Annotated in this window: 16 protein-coding genes; 11 read left to right on the forward strand and 5 right to left on the reverse strand. The window is 65.8% G+C overall.

Translation table 11 applies throughout. The annotated features are described in order from the left end of the window. Positions 1–33: 33 nt before the first annotated feature. Positions 34–1,173: a S8 family serine peptidase gene (locus CGLY_RS03950; protein WP_081803761.1), complete on the reverse strand. Its 1,140-nt coding sequence runs from the start codon at positions 1,171–1,173 to the stop codon at positions 34–36. Next, positions 1,170–2,420, reverse strand: coding sequence for a ubiquitin family protein (locus tag CGLY_RS03955; protein ID WP_038546472.1), 1,251 nt, complete (start codon positions 2,418–2,420; stop codon positions 1,170–1,172). Before CGLY_RS03955 ends, CGLY_RS03950 begins: the two co-directional genes overlap by 4 nt. A gap of 158 nt (positions 2,421–2,578) precedes the next feature. On the opposite strand from CGLY_RS03955, the gene CGLY_RS03960 reads away from it, so the two are divergent. Together CGLY_RS03960 and CGLY_RS03965 are read left to right on the forward strand one after the other, a co-directional pair. Further along, positions 2,579–5,893, forward strand: coding sequence for an FtsK/SpoIIIE domain-containing protein (locus CGLY_RS03960; RefSeq protein ID WP_052539629.1), 3,315 nt, complete (start codon positions 2,579–2,581; stop codon positions 5,891–5,893). Further along, entirely contained in the window at positions 5,890–7,035 is a 1,146-nt protein-coding gene (locus tag CGLY_RS03965; RefSeq protein WP_038546474.1) for a type VII secretion-associated protein, read from the forward strand. Before CGLY_RS03960 ends, CGLY_RS03965 begins: the two co-directional genes overlap by 4 nt. On the opposite strand, the gene CGLY_RS03970 is transcribed toward CGLY_RS03965, so the two are convergent. Beyond that, positions 7,004–8,260, reverse strand: a complete 1,257-nt coding sequence (locus tag CGLY_RS03970; protein ID WP_038551253.1) for an alpha-hydroxy acid oxidase — start codon at positions 8,258–8,260, stop codon at positions 7,004–7,006. The two genes, CGLY_RS03965 and CGLY_RS03970, sit on opposite strands and share 32 nt — an antisense overlap. Positions 8,261–8,340: 80 nt before the next feature. Continuing rightward, a complete protein-coding gene (locus CGLY_RS03975) occupies positions 8,341–10,026 on the reverse strand; it encodes an L-lactate permease (RefSeq protein WP_038551255.1) in 1,686 nt (561 codons plus the stop codon). Between the two features lie 159 nt (positions 10,027–10,185). Here CGLY_RS03975 and CGLY_RS03980 point away from each other — a divergent pair, with 159 nt between their 5' ends. The 9 genes from CGLY_RS03980 to CGLY_RS04020 all read left to right on the forward strand — a co-directional run bounded on the left by CGLY_RS03980 (position 10,186) and on the right by CGLY_RS04020 (position 16,567). Beyond that, positions 10,186–10,908 carry a FadR/GntR family transcriptional regulator gene (locus CGLY_RS03980; protein WP_038546476.1) on the forward strand — a complete coding sequence of 241 codons (723 nt, stop codon included), beginning with the start codon at positions 10,186–10,188 and terminating at the stop codon, positions 10,906–10,908. Between the two features lie 138 nt (positions 10,909–11,046). Next, on the forward strand, positions 11,047–11,331 hold the full coding sequence (locus CGLY_RS03985) for a WXG100 family type VII secretion target (protein ID WP_038546478.1): 285 nt from the start codon (positions 11,047–11,049) through the stop codon (positions 11,329–11,331). A gap of 41 nt (positions 11,332–11,372) precedes the next feature. Beyond that, positions 11,373–11,654 carry a WXG100 family type VII secretion target gene (locus CGLY_RS03990; protein WP_038546479.1) on the forward strand — a complete coding sequence of 94 codons (282 nt, stop codon included), beginning with the start codon at positions 11,373–11,375 and terminating at the stop codon, positions 11,652–11,654. A 261-nt stretch (positions 11,655–11,915) separates the two neighbouring features. Then, complete coding sequence (gene rplM, locus CGLY_RS03995; RefSeq protein WP_038546481.1) at positions 11,916–12,359, forward strand: 50S ribosomal protein L13; 444 nt, start codon at positions 11,916–11,918, stop codon at positions 12,357–12,359. Then, positions 12,356–12,904 (forward strand): 30S ribosomal protein S9, encoded by a 549-nt coding sequence (gene rpsI, locus CGLY_RS04000; RefSeq protein WP_038546483.1) that lies wholly within the window; start codon positions 12,356–12,358, stop codon positions 12,902–12,904. The genes rplM and rpsI overlap by 4 nt, the downstream gene beginning before the upstream one ends. A gap of 142 nt (positions 12,905–13,046) precedes the next feature. Beyond that, on the forward strand, positions 13,047–14,393 hold the full coding sequence (glmM, locus tag CGLY_RS04005; RefSeq protein ID WP_038546485.1) for a phosphoglucosamine mutase: 1,347 nt from the start codon (positions 13,047–13,049) through the stop codon (positions 14,391–14,393). Positions 14,394–14,544: 151 nt separating this feature from the next. After that, entirely contained in the window at positions 14,545–14,862 is a 318-nt protein-coding gene (locus CGLY_RS04010) for a hypothetical protein (protein ID WP_144313625.1), read from the forward strand. A gap of 38 nt (positions 14,863–14,900) precedes the next feature. Further along, positions 14,901–16,352, forward strand: coding sequence for a hypothetical protein (locus CGLY_RS04015; protein WP_038546490.1), 1,452 nt, complete (start codon positions 14,901–14,903; stop codon positions 16,350–16,352). Beyond that, positions 16,349–16,567 carry a hypothetical protein gene (locus CGLY_RS04020; protein WP_144313626.1) on the forward strand — a complete coding sequence of 73 codons (219 nt, stop codon included), beginning with the start codon at positions 16,349–16,351 and terminating at the stop codon, positions 16,565–16,567. The genes CGLY_RS04015 and CGLY_RS04020 overlap by 4 nt, the downstream gene beginning before the upstream one ends. A gap of 10 nt (positions 16,568–16,577) precedes the next feature. On the opposite strand, the gene CGLY_RS04025 is transcribed toward CGLY_RS04020, so the two are convergent. After that, on the reverse strand, positions 16,578–17,474 hold the full coding sequence (locus CGLY_RS04025) for a dienelactone hydrolase family protein (protein WP_081803762.1): 897 nt from the start codon (positions 17,472–17,474) through the stop codon (positions 16,578–16,580). Positions 17,475–17,628 lie beyond the last annotated feature (154 nt).

The raw sequence follows: 17,628 nt of genomic DNA on the forward strand, positions 1-17,628 counted from the left end.
CCTGAGCGGAGATCAGCCGTACCGTGCGCACGATCAGCGGACACGCAGTATCAAGGTGGTGAGGACCGCGGCCACCACGGTGGTTGCCAGGAGAAGAGGAATGCGGACGTCCAGGGGAGGAGAGACCGCCCGCGACACGGTCACCTCCGTCGGGACCTCGTACCGTGTTGTCTGGGCCCTGTCCATCACATTCGCCCCGGCATCCATGGCGGCACTTACCGCGCTCACCGGGGAAACAACCGGAACCGCCCCCTGGTCCGCGGTGGCGATCAGCAGTGAGCGGACCTGAGCCGCAGAGAACTCCGGACGCACCTGCCATATCAAGGCGGCCGTACCGGCAACGACGGGAGCGGCGAAGCTCGTCCCGGAGAACGGGGCAGGGTCACCGATGATGGTCCTGTCCTGCTGGTCTGTGTCCATCGGGTTCCTGCTGTCTCCGGTCTCGAGGACGGCGGAGACCGGCCCGCCGGGCGCGTAGAGCTCCACCCAGTCGCCGGGAACGGAGTAGTCGGCGGGACGTCGTCCTGCGTTGAGGTCATCGCTGTGTCGGGCATCGATCCCGCCGACAGTGAGCACGTCCGGTAACGCCGCGGGATAGGGCACCTGTCCGTCCCGGCACTGCCCGGCGTTTCCCGCGGCGGCGATGAGCAGGAGCCCGGCCTCGTCCGCGGCGGCGACCGAGGCACGGAGCTCGGCGGTATCGTCGCAGGCGATGACGGAGATGTTCACGATCCGGACTCCGTGGTCCGCGGCGGTGACACGGGCCCGGTCGAGTGCCGTGACCAGATCAGCGACCGTGGTGTCACGGTCGCCGTCGCCCTGCCTGACCGACACGATGCGGCTGTCGGGGGCGACGGTGCGTATCGTCCCGGCGACGGCGGTGCCGTGCAGCAGACAGCTGTCCCGGTCACCGGGTTGATCCGCGACGACCCCCGGGGCGGACACCCCGGTATCGACAACCGCAACGCCGATCTCGCGGCCGGTTGACAGGTCGTGGGGGAGTTGCACGTCCACGGGAATCGCATCACCGAACGCGGGGTGGTCACAGCGGGGCTGGGAGTCGGACGAAGGGATCGGCATGGTCGAGAGCAACAGCGCGGAGAGCAGCACCCTGCCGACGGCAGGTCTCCGCGGTGACCTGTGGAACCTCTGGAGCCTCTGGAACCTGGTCATCCGATACCCCTGACGACCTCGAAGACCCCTGTCGTCGTGATCAGCAGTGGTACGCAGGTGGTGAAAGCGAGGGTCTCGAGGATGTCGAGGACCCGCCCGGCCAGAGGCGAGGTCACCCGCACAGCAGGGAGAGCGGTGGGAATTAGCGCCAGCAGCATCCAGGGTGGCGGTAGGTGGAGAGCGACCCAGAGCACCAGCAGAGTCGCGGTGAGTGTCACGGTCACGGCATGGACCGGGCGGGTGGCTCGGGCGGACAGCCCCACCGCGGCGACGGTCAGGAGTGCTGCTTCGGTCCACCCCAGCGGCCATCCCGGGCTGGGCTCATACCCGGGTGGCAGGAGCTGGACAGCGCCGGCGAGGATGATAATGCAGCAGGTCACCACGATAGCGGGGTGGAGGCGAAGAGCCCGGGTGGCTTCGGTTGATCCGGTTGATGCAGCTCCGTCGGGGTTGGTGGGTGTGCCGGTGGAGGTGGCGGTGAAGAGGCCGGTTGCCGGGATTCGGGGGAGGGTGATCCCCGCCAGCCCCACGGCGAGCTGTCCCGAGAATGTCAGTGGGACCACGGCGAGCAGTGTTGTCAGCCCGGGCGCGACGTTGACTGCCGCAGCCAGGGATAGTCCCACGGTCACGGTGCGGATCACACCGCCGCGCCACACTGCCAGGGCCGAGAGCACGCAGGCCGTCAGAATATTGACCTGCAGGCCGAGACCGAATCCCAGCACCGCGGCGACGCTGACGTACCGTCGGTCGGCCAGCGATCCCGCGGCTGCAGCCAGGGTGGCGAGTAGCAGCGCAGCAAGGACGGGCAGTGATCCTGTGCTGTCTGTCCCCTCGAGCAGCCCGCGTGCGGTGTTGCTGATCTCCAGGGGATGCCAGTGGACCTGTTCCCCGACGTCCCACACTGGTGCCCAGGACACGGCACACACCGCGGCGGTGATGAGGGCCGCGACCCAGACGGCGGGTGAGACGGCGACCGGCGTACTCAGGCGCCCGACATCGTCGATCGGTGGTGGCGGCAGACTGTCCTTGTCGAGAGTGAGGCGTTCACCGGGCCGGACCGCACCTTCAGCGAGGGAGTGCTCGGGGCGGAGTACCCCGAGCGGGCCGGACAGGCGCCAGACCTCGCCGGGTGCGGCGTCGACGAGGTGAGGTATCAGTTCGGCGACCGGTACGGTATCTGCGATGGTGGCCTCGACGGTGCGGGCGTCATCGCTGTGTGGGCGGACGGTGATGCTCACGGCGATCATGACGGGTGCTTCCCCCTGTTGTGGTATGCCCCACGACCGGCCGCGTCCCCCTGACACGTCCCCGACGGTCGTGGTCGGATGCTTCGAGAGTGTACAGTCTGTTGTCGACAGCTGTCGCGCAGGGGGCGGGGCAGGGGGACGCGAGGGGAATTTCGCAGATGAAGTCACAGGCTCCACCGACACTGCCGAAGAACAAACAGCCGTTCGTCCGGATCCTCATGCCGGTCGTCATGGTCGTCGCCGTGGTCGGCATGGTCGCGGCGATGGTGCTGTCGGGGATGGGGCGGTCGCCGATGGCGTTCATATTCCCGTTGATGATGCTGGGCAGCCTGGCGATGATGATCAGTCCTGGTGGACAGGACGTTGACGAGGTTCGCAGGGGGTTTCACCGGCACCTGGACGCGTTGTCGGACTCCCTGCACCGGGCGCGTCGGGACCAGTGGGAGCGTGCGGCGGTAACTCAGCCTCATCCGCAGGCGTTGTGGACGTTCGCGGATGCCGGTTCTACCGGCGGTAGAGAGCAGACACATGATGTCCGGCACGCTGACCCGGGTGTGGTGCGTATCGGGACGGCGGTGCAGACTCCGGATGATCCGCTGGAGATCCCGGTGGACGCTCCGCCGGAGGACCTCGAACCGGTGTGCGCCACGACGTTGCGGAATCTGGCCGGAAGTTACGCCACCATCGAGGCTCCGGTGGCGGTCGACCTGCGGGAGTTCGATTGCGTCGTGGTCACCGGCGAAGGGGCACCGGGGCTGGTCAGGGCGATGCAGGGGCAGCTGGTGATCGGGGATGACGTGGGGGTACGCGTCACGGGCCCGCACGACCGTTGGCTGTCGGGTGACGGCGCGCTGCATGTGCGTTTCGTACACCTCGATCCCGAAGGCGGAAGCACCGGCGGTGAGGTCCCGGTTCCCTTGTCCGGTGCGGTGACGGTGGTGGCTGACCCGGCATCGGTGGCTCCTGCGTGGCATGAACTGGCCGCGACCGGTGGTCTGTTGCTCCATGCGCAGGACGGGACACTGTCCGCCTGGACCGTTGACGGGTGGCGCGCTTTCGCCACCGCGGATGATCTGAGTGATGTGGAGCTTGCCGCCCTATGCCGGTCGCGAGCGGTGAGCAGGGCGTCCCGATCGGTGTTGGATGTGCCGGGCGGAGGATTACGTGCGGCCATCGGTTTCTCACCGGCACCGGTTCACCTGGATATCCGGGAGTCTGCCCAGGGCGGTATCGGACCGCACGGGTTGTGCATCGGGGCGACCGGCAGTGGTAAGTCTGAACTGCTCCGCGCGGTGGTGACCAGCTTTGCGCACCAGCACTCCCCGGAAGAACTCAACTTCGTGTTGATCGACTTCAAGGGTGGTGCGGCCTTCGCGGGGATGGAGCGACTACCGCACACGTCGGCGGTGATCACGAACCTGTCGGATGAGGCGGTGCTGGTCGACCGCATGCAGGACTCCCTGCTGGGGGAACTGCACCGCCGCCAGGAACGGCTCCACGCCGCAGGGCTGGCTACAGCGGCAGAGTATAACCGGGCCTACCCGGGGGCGATGCCGGCGTTGTTCGTGATCGTCGATGAATTCTCCGAGTTGCTGCATGCCCGTCCGGAGTTCGCCGAGGTTTTCGCCGCCATCGGACGTCTGGGGCGTAGCCTGCAGATCCATCTGCTGTTGGCGAGTCAGCGGTTGGAGGAGGGCAGGCTACGCGGTCTGGAGTCGCACCTGTCGTACCGGATCGCACTGCGGACGTTCTCGGCAACGGAGTCACGTCAACTCATCGGGTCGACCGCGGCATACGAACTGCCTTCGACTCCGGGGTCGGCGATCCTGAGTTCCATCGGCCAGGTTCGCTTCCAGGCTGCGTATGTCTCTGGCCCGGAGGCGCCACTGGATTCCCGCGTGGTACGTGAGCTGGGCGTGGAACCGGAGTCGGCGGGCACCACCATGGACCTGGTGATCGACCGCCTCGCGGGGCCGAACCGGATGCCGATCTGGTTGGAACCTCTGCCCGAGTTACTGCCGGCCAGCGCAGTGATGGGTGATCCTGCCACATCCGACACCGCCTTGACGGTACGGCTGGGGCTGGAGGACCTTCCGTTCGACGGCGTGCAGCGTCCGTTCGTCCTGGATCTGCGGCGTCGTCACTGGGCGGTGGTGGGGCAGCCGGGAACAGGGAAGACGACGCTGGTGCGGTCGCTCGTCCTGGGACTGGCTCTGAGTTCGCCGGGTGTGGGGATCTACGTGGTGGACCCTGCCGGTTCCCTGCACGACCTTGAGAGACTTCCGCAGGTGGCGGCGGTGGTCGGCACTGAGCTTCTGCCCCGATTGCTTGATGAACTGGAGCAGGACGGACCTGACGAGACCGTGGGGCGCAGGGTGTTGGTCGTCGACGGTATCGACGCGGTCGGCGAAGAAGACCGGAGGCTCGCCGCGCTCGTCGCCGGAGGTATGGAACGTGGCGTCCATGTGGTGGTGACGTCATTACGGTGGACATTTCGCCCCGGCCTGCGTGACCTGCTCACCGGCGCGGTGGAGTTGCGGCTCACCCCGTCGGAGTCGGTGTTCCGTGACGCTCAGCGCACTCTGCCGGATCACCCGGGACGCGGCGTGTCACCGGACGGTAAACACCTGCAGGTCGCCTACTCCGACGCCCAGGATGTCGAGCACGTCCGCAAGGTCAGCGCGTCCCGCGGTGAGCGGCCCAGGACGATGCGGGTGCTGCCCGAGGTGGTCGGTGTCGGGGAGCTGGAGGAGATTGCCGGGGCAGGCATCCCTGTCGGTGTCGGTGGCCCGCGGTTGTCCACGGTGAGCTGGGATCTCGACACATTCCCCCACCTGACCGTCGTGGGGCAGTCCAGAGCAGGCGGGACGACGACGCTGCACACTGTCGCACAGGCCGCGGCGGGGAGGGAGGAGACGGAGGTGCTGTCCACCGACATCCGTCGAGGTCTCCTCGGCGCGCCGGGCTATCGCCCCACTGCAGCGTTCACCACGGTTCTGAACAGCTGGATTGAGGAACTCACTGCGCGCATTCCCGGTGAGGAGGTGGAGCTGACCCCGGCGAGCCTGCGGGAGCGGTCGTGGTGGAGCGGTACCGAGCGCGTCATTGTCGTGGATGACCTGGACCAGTCTGCCGACCTGGCATCCGTTGTGGACCAGCTGGTTCCGCTGCTCCCGCATGCAGCAGACATCGGGCTGCATCTGGTGACGGCCCGTCGCAGTGCGCTGGTGGGACGCACCGCCTACACCGCGCTGATGCAGGGTACCCGGGATCTCACGGCGTGGGTGCTCCTGTCGGCGCCCAGGGAGGACGGCCCGGTTGCCGGCCACGTACTGTCGCCGCGCCCACCGGGAAGGGGCATGCTTGTCCAAGAGACGGCCGAGGAGATCCAGGTGGCGACTGTCAGCCGGGCCGACGGGACCGACGGGGCCGAGACTGCTGAGGCTGTGGATGCGGTGGAGGTGGGGAGATGAGTACCAGCATCGTGGCGACGGCGGTGGCACTCACGGAATCGGGGATCCTGGTCAACGGCTTGTGCGTCACTGACCTGCTGAGCGGTTACGAGGTCCGGTGCGCAGACTCGGAAACTGATGGAGACATCGACGGAAGCGCTGGTGCTCCGGTGTTCCGTGGTTCCGGTGTGCCTGTGCGTCGGCTGGAGGCAGTCCGGGAACTGGTGGAGGAGGTTCTTCAGGCCCGGGCCGATGACCCCGAGCTCACCAGTGCGAATCCGCTCGTGCCACGTACGGTGTTTCCCTGGGGCATCGGCGCAGACACGACGGATATCCTTGTCGCCGGCCCGGACAAAGACGCCACCGCCGCCTACCTGTGCATGACGGGTGTGCGGGCGAGGACAGTGGACGTCAGCCGGGCGCTGCGACTGGCCGGCGACCTGGCCGAGGCACGGGCGGAAGTCGCCGCGACGGCGTCGCCGGATGACGAGCCTGACCGGGACGAGGACATGCCGCACATCATCGTCGATGGAGACAGGGGTGGCGGAACGCTGTCGCGCCGGGTGCGGGTCCTGGCTGCCGTCTCTGTGACACTGGTGTGTCTTGTCGCGGGGGTCGTCGCTTTACGGTCGACCGGGGCAGGGCAGGCCTCGGGGACGGCCACCGGCATACAGCTGGAGGAGGGGGAAGAGAGTCCGGAGGAGAAGCCGGATCAAGGTGACTCGGGATGGCGCGAGTTGAGCGCGGGTGACTCTCCGGCAGGAGAGGGGGCAGGGGACCCCGTCGCGGCAGTGACGGTTGATGTCGCGGGTTGGCGGATGACCGAGAGCACGTCCGACAGTGAGATCTGGACATCCGGGGACGCGGGGATGCGTGTGCTCGTTGCCGCCCGCCCGACACCGGTGGGGACGCAGGGAGAACTGGATGCGGCAATGCTCGGTGCCCTCGACGGACTCGACGGTAACGGTGACATCGCGGTGACGAACCGCTCCCCGGTCGCCTACGAGGAGTATTTCCCCGATTCGACGACGTCCTGGCAGGTCCGACTGGTGGACGGCCATCAGGTGTCGGTCGGATGCCAGTACCGGGAGGTTTCCGATGAGCGGCGGGAGACCTGTGAACGGTTCAACGCTACTGCCCGAGTGACCGCAGCGGCTGGTTGATCCGGTTGAAGCGGGTGAGTTGGGTGACATGCTCCGGTCCGAGTTCATCGAGACTGGTGACCTGTAGCAGCTTCATGGTGCGTTCGATCTGGGAACGCAGGATGCTGATCGTCCGGTCGACACCGTCGCGTCCGCCGGCCATGAGGCCGTAGAGGTAGGCACGGCCTATGAGGGTGAAGTCCGCGCCCAGCGCGATCGCCGCCACGATGTCGGCACCGTTCATGATGCCGGTGTCGATGATGATCTCCACGTCGTCACCGACGGCACGGCGGACCTCGGGCAACAGGTGGAAGGGGACCGGGGCGCGGTCGAGTTGGCGTCCGCCGTGGTTGGACAGGGTGAGGGAGTCGACGCCGAGGTCGACGAGGGTCCGGGCGTCCTCCACGTTCTGGACGCCCTTGACCGAGATCGTGCCGGGCCACATCTCGCGGATGACCTCAAGGTCCGTGAAGTTGATGGTGGGGTCCATAGCGGAGTCGAGGAGTTCGCCGACGGTGCCCCCGGTGGAGGACAAGGACGCGAACTCCAGTGGCGGGGTGGTCAGGAAGTCGTACCACCACCATGGGCGCGGGATGGCGTCCAGGATCGTTTTCGCGGTGAGCTGCGGGGGGATGGAGAAGCCGTGGCGGGTATCGCGCATGCGGTTGCCGGCGACGGGGGCGTCGACGGTGAAGAACAGGGTGTCGAAACCCGCTTTCGCCGCGCGTTCGACCAGCCCGTAGGAGATGTCGCGGTCCTTCATCACGTAGAGCTGGAACCAGTTCCGGCCGTGCGGGTTGCTGGCTTTGACGACTTCGATGGAGGTGGTCCCCAGGGTTGAAAGACTGAACGGGATACCGGCGGCTGCGGCGGCGCCGGCACCGGCGACCTCGCCCTCGGTCTGCATCAGGCGGGTGAAACCGGTGGGCGCGATGCCGAAGGGGAGGGCGGATGTTCCACCGTGGATACTGGCGGTGGTGTCGATCTGTGAGGCGTCCTTGAGGATCGACGGGTGGAACTCGATGTCCTCGAAAGCTTGGCGGGCCCGGGCGATGGAGATCTCCTCCTCGGCGGCGCCGTCGGTGTAGTCGAAGGCTGAGGCCGGGGTACGGCGTTTGGCGATCTTACGCAGGTCGTAGATGGTGAGTGCGGAATCCAGACGACGCTTCCTGGCGTTGAACTCGGGTTTCTTGAACTGCATGAGGTCGAGGATCTCGGAGGGGTTGGGGAGTTGGCGCTTGACCATGGTCGCTTCCTTATTGTTGTCGGGGACTGTCATCTTTTTCCTGTGGTCAGACCACAGGTGTCTGTTGCCGAGGGTACGCGTCACGGCAGCATCCACTGCAGCACGGTGGCCTGGAGACCGTTGATCACGCAGATGGCCACCAGCATGCCGATGCTCCACCACATCACTTTCCGCAGGATCTCCGATTCGCGTCCGGCGAGGCCCACGGCGGTGGCGACGATGGTGAGGTTCTGCGGGCTGACGAGTTTGCCGACGACCCCACCGGAGGTATTGGATGCCACCATGAGTGCGGGGTCAAGGTCGGCCTGGGTGGCGGCCGTCTGCTGAAGGGTGGCGAACAAAGCGTTGGCGCTGGTGTCGGATCCGGTGACGGCGGTGCCGAGCCAGCCGAGAATCGGGGCGAAGAAGGCGAACGACGCTCCGGCGCCGGCGATCCAGTGGCCGATGGTGATCGTCTGGCCGGACTGGTTCATCACGTACGCCAACGACAGGACGGCGGCGACCGTGAGAATCGAGAAACGCATCTTGACCAGGTTCTCCCAGTAGGCCCGGACTGCCACGGCCGGGGAGACCCGGTACACCGCGGCAACGATCACGCCGGTGATCAGGAGCAGGGTTCCCGGGGACGACAGCCAGGGGAAGCCGTAGACGGTGGCGGTCGAGATGGCCCCCTCGGCGGTCAGGATGTTGCCGTCGAGACCCGGCCAGGCGAGCGAGAGGTCGGTGGAGGCGAGGAAGTCCTTGGCCGGGTCCCACAGTTTGGCGACGGAGAAGACGACGATGACCAGGAGGTACGGGAACAGTGCCATGAGGGTACGCCTGGTCGTCAGCTCACCTGTGGTGGTCTCGGTGCCGCTGGTTGCGCTGGTCACGTCCTGTACATCACCGCTCGCCTCTTCCTGGCGTCGTTCGGTGAGTAGTCGTTGCCGAGCCTCGGCAGTTCCGTCGGGACGCCAGAATCGCAGCATGATGACGGCGACGGCGAGCCCAGAGAGTGCCGAGATGATGTCGGTCAGTTCGACGGAGATGTAGTTCGCTGCCACGAACTGCACCACGGCGAAGACGGCACCTATGGTCAGCGCGATCGGCCAACACTGTTTCAGGCCCTTTCGGCCATCGACGAGGAGGCAGAGGAAAAGTGGGACCACCAGGGCGATGAACGGCGTCTGTCGACCGACGATGCTGCCGATGTGTTCGTAGTCGATGCCGGTCAGGGCGCCGGCGGTGATGATGGGGGTTGCGATGGCACCGAAGGCCACTGGTGCGGTGTTGGCGACCAGGACGGCGACAGCGGCACGCATCCGGGCGAAACCGACAGCGAGCAGCATCACACCGGTGATGGCCAGCGGAGCGCCGAAGCCGGCGAGGGCCTCAAGCATGCCACCGAAGCAGAAGGCGATGAGGATCGCCTGGATTCGAGGGTCGTCGGAGATCCGGTCGATCACGGCCCGCAGGTCAAGGAAGCGTCCCGAGCGGACGGTGAGTTCGTAGAACCAGATTGCGGAGACGACGATCCACATAATCGGGAACAGGCCGAAGACGGCGCCCTGTGTCGCGGAGAGTCCGGCCAGGTCGGCAGGCATGCCGTACACGCCCACGGCGATGACGAGGGAGACAGCGAGGGCGCCCAGACCTGCCCAATGGGCTCGCCACCGTAGGACGCCGAGCGTGACGAATACCGTGATGAGGGGGAGGAGGGCGACCAGTGACGACAGGAACAGATTGTCTGCGACCGGTGCGAGATCGGGGAGGTAGGTGGAACTCATGATGTCCTCGTGGATGGTGTGGGGACGTGGGGTGTACGCCACGTGGTCGTGATGCTGACCACATCAGTGGTCAGACCACAGCGTAGATCACGTCAAGTTTTGCGGTCAAGACATTTTCCTGTTCTCTCCGCAGTCGGGGGGACATGGTAGAAAAAGACCATGACTGACGAACCTGCCTGGACACCGGTCCCCCGCATCCGGACTCACCAGATGGTCGTCGACGCCATCGAGAACCAGATCCTCTCCGGTGCGCTCCATGTCGGTGACCTTCTTCCGGCGGAGCGGACCCTCTCGGAACAGCTACAGGTCAGCAGGGCGGCCGTCCGTGAGGCAATCAGGGTTCTCGAAGGGCAGGGGGTGCTGGAGTCCAACGTCGGTTCCGGCCACAAGGCGGGGACATTCATCGCGGCGATGCCTTCAGAGGCGCTGTCCAGGTTCCTTCGACTGCATGTCGCACTGTCCAACTTCGGACTGGCGGAGGTGGTGCAGACGCGCACCATCCTGGAGGTCGAGAGTGCACGTCTTGCTGCCACGGAGCAGGATGCTGATGCTCTGGACGGCATGCGGACGGCGATCGGTGACATGGACCGACACGGGGTCTCGCGTGAGGAGTTCAATGACGCTGACACCCGGTTCCACATTGCGCTCGCACACGGGGCAGGCAACCGGCTGTTCGCCGATATGACCCAGGCGATCCGGGAGTCCCTGCGGTTGCCGATCCTGAAGGGATTCCGGGACCAGGAGAACTGGGAGTCGGTGGCGGACACCTTGCGCGAACAACATAAAGCGATCCTTACGGCTGTGGAGCGTGGTGACGCTGAGGGTGCTGGAGCGCTGATGGCCGAGCACATCTCGACGGCGTACCACTCACTGTTGGAGTAACTGCGCGGTGATGTCGGGGAGGTTCGGTGGGGTGGGGAACCTTTCCGGCGCCCGGTGAGTCTCTCTACGGTGACGTCTCCGGCATAGGCCCCGGGGAGCGGCATACAGAGTCAAGAGACTACGACAGGGGAGGGACCCATGAGCTTCAGAACAACAACCGAGGTCATGCAGGCCACGGCAGGCAAAGTCGACACGGTCAATGACCAGGTGCAGTCCGAGCTGACCCGACTACAGGGCACCGTCGACGGTGTGGCAGGGGCGTGGAAAGGGGACGCCCAGGTCGCATTCGCCAATCTCATGATCCGGTGGCACGAGTCTGCGCGTGAGCTACGACAGGCACTCGACGGGATCTCGGAGAATATCCGCAGTAACGCCCGGGCTTTCCAACAGGTCGAGGACGACAACATCGCGGCATTCCGCTGACCACCCCACCACCGTCGACACACTTCTGAAGGAATGACACCGTGATCCAGTACGACTTCGGCCACATCGCCCAGGCGTCCGCCGACATCCACGCCACCAACCGCAACATCAACGGCATGCTCGACCAACTCAAGGGAGACATCGCCCCGATGGTGGCGGAATGGGAGGGGGAGAGCGCCTCGGCATACCAGACGGCACAGAAGCGGTGGGACGCTGCTGCCGAGGAACTCAACCAGGTGTTGCAGACCATCGCCAGAGCCGTGGACAACGCCAATTCCCGTATGAGCCAGATCAACACCAGCGCAGCGAACAGCTGGGCCTGACACGGGGCCGTCCGGCCTGCGTCGTGCGTGTGCCGTCGCCGTTCCCTCCGGGGGAGGGCGGCGGCATCGTTGTCGGTTGACTTGGTTCAGGAGATGCACATCCGGTAATCTCCATCAGGTTGCGATTATCCATGCCCGTGTCACGGCGCATCGATGGTCGGCCCGCAGGTCCCCACCGGCCGCTGCGGGCACCTCTCCCGGGGTTTCCCGGGATCGAGGGGTCTTCCGGCTGGCAGTTCCATGAAGACCAAGGAGTCATACATGACTACTTTCCACCCGAAGAGCGGTGACCTGACCCGTAAGTGGTACGTCATCGACGCCAATGACGTGGTCCTGGGTCGTCTCGCCACCCACGCGGCAGACCTGCTGCGCGGCAAGGGCAAGCCGATCTACGCCCCCAACGTCGACTGTGGTGACAACGTCATCATCATCAACGCGGACAAGGTTCACATCTCGTCCAACAAGCGGGACCGTGAGTTCCGTTACCGCCACTCCGGTTACCCGGGCGGCCTCAAGACGATGTCCCTGGGTCGCTCCATGGAGCTGCACCCGGAGCGCGTCGTCGCCGACGCCATCGTCGGCATGATGCCGCACAACAGGCTCAACCGCGAGTCCGCCAAGAAGCTCCGCGTCTTCGCCGGCTCCGAGCACCCCTTTGCGGCTCAGAAGCCCGAGTCCTACGAGATCAAGAAGGTGGAACAGTGACCGATAACGAGAACTACGAGGCCGAGTCCGTGGACGAAGAGGTCTTGGCTGCCACCGACGCCGTGAACGAGGAGTTCGTGGCCAGCATCGGTGACTCCATCGCCGAGGTGTCCGAGGAAGCGGAGGGTGACGACTTCGTCGCCGCCCCCACCGTCTTCGACGGCCCGATCCAGACCGTCGGTCGCCGTAAGGAAGCCGTCGTCCGTATCCGCATGGTGCAGGGCTCCGGCCAGTTCACCTGCAACGGTCGCACCCTGGAGGAGTACTTCCCCAACAAGCTGCACCAGCAGCTGATCAAGGCTCCGCTCGTCCTGCTCGAGCGCGAGAACCAGTTCGACTTCCAGGTCAACCTCAAGGGCGGTGGCCCGTCCGGTCAGGCCGGTGCGATGCGTCTCGCCATCTCCCGGGCCCTGAACAAGTACAACCCGGAGGAGCGTTCCGAGCTGAAGAAGGCTGGCTTCCTCACCCGTGACGCCCGTGCCGTGGAGCGCAAGAAGGCTGGTCTGCACAAGGCCCGTCGCGCACCGCAGTACTCCAAGCGCTGACTCATACGAGCCTTCGCTCGACTGCCGTGCGGCCTCGCAGCCGCACACGACAACGCCGCCCCGTCCCGCACTCTGTGTGGGCGGGGCGGCGTTGCCTGTCGTTTGGGGGAGTTGGGGGCATGACGGTCTAGACTGGCACTCCATGAGCAGACTTTTCGGTACGGACGGGGTTAGGGGCCTCGCCAACAGGTCGCTGACGGCACCACTGGCACTGCGGCTGGGGGCGGCTGCCGCGCGTGTCCTCACGACGACGGGCCAGGGATCGCAGCGTCGACCCACGGCGGTCATCGGTCGTGACCCGCGGGTGTCGGGTGAGATGCTGGCAGGCGCTCTGTCCGCTGGAATGGCGTCTCAGGGCGTGGACGTGCTGAATGTCGGTGTTCTTCCGACACCGGCGGTCGCGTTCCTCACCGATGACTACGGGGCGGACATGGGCGTGATGATCTCCGCATCACACAATCCGATGCCCGACAACGGCATCAAATTCTTCGCTGCGGGTGGGCGAAAACTCGATGACTCCGTGGAAGACGAGATCGAGTCGGCGATGCTCGAACTGGAGGAACGTGGTCCCACCGGAGCTGCGATCGGCCGGGTCATCGAGGAGTCCGGGGACGCTCTGGAACGGTACCTGTTCCATCTGCAGGATGCCGCGCCACGGCCGTTGGACGGCATCCGGGTGGTTGTCGACTGCGCCAATGGCGCCGCAAGCCTCGCTGCTCCCATGGCCTACGAGGCCGCTGGCGCGGAGGTGGTGGCGATCCACAACTCTCCGAACTCCTTCAACATCAACGACAACTGCGGATCGACCCATATCGAGGTCATTCAGCAGGCCGTCCTCGACCATCATGCGGACCTGGGACTGTCCCATGACGGCGACGCGGACCGGTGCCTCGCGGTGGACTCCGAAGGCCGGGTGATTGACGGTGACCAGATCATGGCCATCCTCGCGGTGGACATGAAGGAGTCGGGGGAGTTGCGGAAGAACACTCTCGTGGCAACGGTGATGTCCAACCTCGGTTTGACCCTGGCGATGAAAGAGCACGACATCACACTGCGCCGCACCAAGGTCGGTGACCGGTATGTGCTGGCGGACCTCATGGCCAATGATTTTTCGCTGGGAGGGGAACAGTCCGGCCATATCGTGATTCCGTCGCATGCGACGACAGGCGACGGTACGCTCACCGGACTGAGGCTGATGGCGAGGATGGCGGACACCGGACAGTCGCTGCGTGAACTGGCCGACGTGATGACGGTGCTCCCCCAGACCCTCGTCAATGTGCCGGTCGAAGAGAAGGAGCGTATTCACACCTCCGAGGTTGTCCGTCAGGCTATCGAGGAGGCTGAGGCCGAACTCGGTGACACCGGTCGTGTGCTGCTGCGCCCCAGCGGTACTGAGCAGGTCTACCGGGTGATGGTGGAGGCTCCAACGTCCGCGGAGGCCAAACGGGTCGCAGGACGGCTCGCGGCGATCGTCGTCGCCGAAGGGTAGGGGCAGCCGCGCCTGGTTCCCCGGGGGAGGGAACCTTTCGGCACTCCAGTGAGTCTCTCTTGTCACGGGCCAACGAATGGGTCGTTGGCTGGTGGCCCACGTGACGGCTACGGCTGTGCTGTGTCACCGGAGAGATGAAGGGGGTGTGCCCGTGGCACCGGATAACAGCAGCCTCGGGGTGGACGTCGCCGCTGCACAGTCGGCATTGTCAGAGGCGTTCACCGCCGTGGAGGGGCGGCAGGAGAAGATCCAGGCCGATGCCCCGCGACGGGTGGCAGAGAGTTACGGGCGTGGTCTCGGCGAACAGGCAGCTCGGCTGGTGGAGCTGCGTCGGCGCGCACATGAGGTGCGGCTGGCACACATCGACCGGTTGCGCCGCGGGCTGGAGAATGCGGCCGGTACGTTGACCGCGGTCTCGGACACGGAGGAAGAGTCGCAGCGCGCACTGAGCGCGGGGGAGGGGCGGTGATGTCGGTACAAGGTGATCAAGCGAGGCTCATTGCCTCAGTGAGCAAGCTCGACCAGGCGGGCAGCACGGTGACCAGGGCTCTTCCCGCCGCCGTGCCCTGGATCATCACCGGAGTCACTACGCTGGTGGAGTTTGCCGACGGCATGTCGCTTGGGGGTGGTGACGACAGCAACGGGGACGGCAAGGAATCGAAAGAGTCATCCGGTGGAGAACCCGGGAAGGGAGGCGGGAAGAAAGGCTTTGTCGGTGAGGTGTTGTCGACATTGAGGGACTACGTGGTCGGAATCAGCGGAGGCGTGCTGGCCAACAAATTGGGAGTCGGCAGCGATGACCACGAAGAGCATGAGGAGACCGTGGATCATGCGGATGCGGCGCTGCTGAGCTGTGACCGCGTCTTGGAATCCATCCAGTCCCTGTGCACCGGGGAAGTCGAATCATGCGTGGACGGTGCCGTTGCTACGGCAATGGGGCTGTACCGAGCGTCGAAGGCTCTGCAACCCACCGACCCGGTCGCGGCGCAGACCATGCTCGAGACGGCTGCGCAGCTTCTCTGCTCTGCCGCAGACGGCGTCGGAAGCATAGTGGAGGGACGAAACACGCAGATGGGTGAATGTATGGAACTCACTATCGCCGAGTGTCTCCCGGCGGCCGAGGAGGGGCAGTGCCGTACCCCGTTGGCCGCGGATCCGGCACCGGGAGCTGTGGCGTCCGACTGTGACGTCGCACCCGTACCACAGGACGTGGCTGCGGTTGGGGCCTCGTCCGTGGCGTCGGTGGAATCCTGTCCTCCACTGTCCGGACAACTGCCCACGACGGGGACTACGTCAGGTGTTGCCGCGACTGCCGCGACCGCCGTCGCATCCGCAGGACTGGGCTCCTCGGTGACACCATCGCTGTCCTTGCCCTGTCCCCCTGTGGTGAATACGCCTGATCTCGTCGGGGAAATCAGTGGCTGGGTCAAAGGGGCAGTCGAGGGTGCAGTGAACGTCGCTGTAGAGAACTCCGGGTCGCTGATCGACGTAGGCGATATCGCCGTGAACCTGTGCCCGCCCGAGACGCCTGTGGAGGAAGGTGGCAGCGACTGCGCCGACCAGCGCGTCGAGCCGGAACCATGTCTGCCGGAACCCGCTGAGCCGGAGCCGTGCGAGCCGGAGCCATGTGAACCGGAGGAACAGGATGAGCCCGATGCCCCGGCTCCGTCGACCGTTGACCCCGAGAAAGGGTTCGACAAGAGTACGTACGTGCCGGAAACAGCCACCGCGGGAGGCGGGGCGGACCAACCTGCATCCCCTGTCGAGGCAGATTTTCCGCCGGCGGTGGATCCTGCTGCCGTGGATGACTCGTTGGAATCTCCACACGCCCCCGATGGTCCCGACACCCCGGATCCTCCGGAGAACGCCTCTGCCTACGACGGGTGGACACCGGACGTATGGCTGACAGGTGAAAAATCCGGCGATGCACCGTCGGTGGCAAGGAGCGGACAGTGGTGAACACCAGAAGTCCCATAGAGGCTGCGTTGGACACCTACGTCCAGGTTGTCGGCACTGCGACGGAGAAGTTCCAGAGACAGATGGATGAAGCGACCCGCCTGCTGAAGGAGGCCGGGGTGGCGGAACCCACCGAGCCCGGTGAGCCCCGTCCGGAGACAGGCCGCGGCGGCACCGAACGCACGCCGGGGCGCCGAAGCCCCGGTATCTTCGACTGACCGGCAGCGATCAGGCCCGGAGTGCCTCATTCACGGCGTCGAGCGGATCAGCGAATTCCGGCAGATTCTCGAACAGGTCGCCCCGGTTCTTGACCTCGGAATTCTTGATCTTCGCCTCGGGGTCCCGGAAGCCTGCATAGTGCTTGTCGTCCTCTGCAAGGATAAACCCGGTCGACAGAGAACGGATGAAATCCTGCGCAGCGAACTCGAACCCGCTGTTCGTCGTCAGGAACTTACGGGTCAACTTCTCGTGGAACCCGGAGGCCGATGCCTTGGTGATCCTGCGGAACACCACGGGGCCTCCCCACAGCGCAGCGACGCGCTCCGGCTCACCGGCCTCGATACCCAACGTGCGTCCCGGAGCAAGAACCAGGCCGGGGGCCTGGACATGCCGAGCAGCCTGGTAGCAACTCGGCGAGGTGTCTGACGGGTGGATAGCGATCACGCCGGCGACCGTCGGCCGGTCACGGTAGTGCTTCTTGGCAGGTTCGGCAGGAGCCCGTCCCGTCGCGGCCAGAACGGCGGCTCCGGCGCCCATGCCGTGCCCGGCGAAGAACAGCTTGTTCGGGTCCACCGTAATGTTTCCGACTCCCAGCCGGACCCCGGAGAGGATCTGCATGCAGGACTCCAGGTCCGAGGCGAAACCACGGTGATTCGGCAAGATGCCCCGCTCCGTGTCCGGTGCAGCCACGGCGATACCCCAACTGGCCAGGTGGCGCAGAGTGGCATGATAGCCGTCCACGCCGACCCGCCAGTCGTGGCCGAATGCCACGCCGGCGATCGCCTTGCCTTCAGCAGGCGTGTAGATACGGCCGGGGATTCCGGCGAAGTCGAGTTCGCCGACCAGGACCCTGTGCGGGCCCCGCTTCTCCAACCGGGGGACCAGGTTCTTCACGTTGTCTGCCACGGATCTCAGCCTAGTAGATAGAACCGTGCCGCGGGGCGGGGGTCTTCGCAGCACGTGCCGCGCGGTGACCCGGGGGCCGCGCCGCAGCCATCTCACGACGGGGAACACACACAGGGAAGTCATTGCGCGGATCATGGTCAGGGGTGCCTAGCGG

The organism is Corynebacterium glyciniphilum AJ 3170, from assembly GCF_000626675.1.
Classification (GTDB): domain Bacteria; phylum Actinomycetota; class Actinomycetes; order Mycobacteriales; family Mycobacteriaceae; genus Corynebacterium; species Corynebacterium glyciniphilum.

Bases quoted from the DNA above. Each gene is read 5' to 3' on its own strand.
- CGLY_RS03960 (WP_052539629.1), top strand. From the start codon at position 2,579: ATGAAGTCACAGGCTCCACCGACACTGCCGAAGAACAAACAGCCGTTC.
- CGLY_RS03965 (WP_038546474.1), top strand. From the start codon at position 5,890: ATGAGTACCAGCATCGTGGCGACGGCGGTGGCACTCACGGAATCGGGG.
- CGLY_RS03985 (WP_038546478.1), top strand. From the start codon at position 11,047: ATGAGCTTCAGAACAACAACCGAGGTCATGCAGGCCACGGCAGGCAAA.
- CGLY_RS03955 (WP_038546472.1), bottom strand. From the start codon at position 2,420: ATGATCGCCGTGAGCATCACCGTCCGCCCACACAGCGATGACGCCCGC.
- CGLY_RS03980 (WP_038546476.1), top strand. From the start codon at position 10,186: ATGACTGACGAACCTGCCTGGACACCGGTCCCCCGCATCCGGACTCAC.
- rplM (WP_038546481.1), top strand. From the start codon at position 11,916: ATGACTACTTTCCACCCGAAGAGCGGTGACCTGACCCGTAAGTGGTAC.
- CGLY_RS03970 (WP_038551253.1), bottom strand. From the start codon at position 8,260: ATGGTCAAGCGCCAACTCCCCAACCCCTCCGAGATCCTCGACCTCATG.
- CGLY_RS03975 (WP_038551255.1), bottom strand. From the start codon at position 10,026: ATGAGTTCCACCTACCTCCCCGATCTCGCACCGGTCGCAGACAATCTG.
- CGLY_RS03950 (WP_081803761.1), bottom strand. From the start codon at position 1,173: ATGACCAGGTTCCAGAGGCTCCAGAGGTTCCACAGGTCACCGCGGAGA.
- glmM (WP_038546485.1), top strand. From the start codon at position 13,047: ATGAGCAGACTTTTCGGTACGGACGGGGTTAGGGGCCTCGCCAACAGG.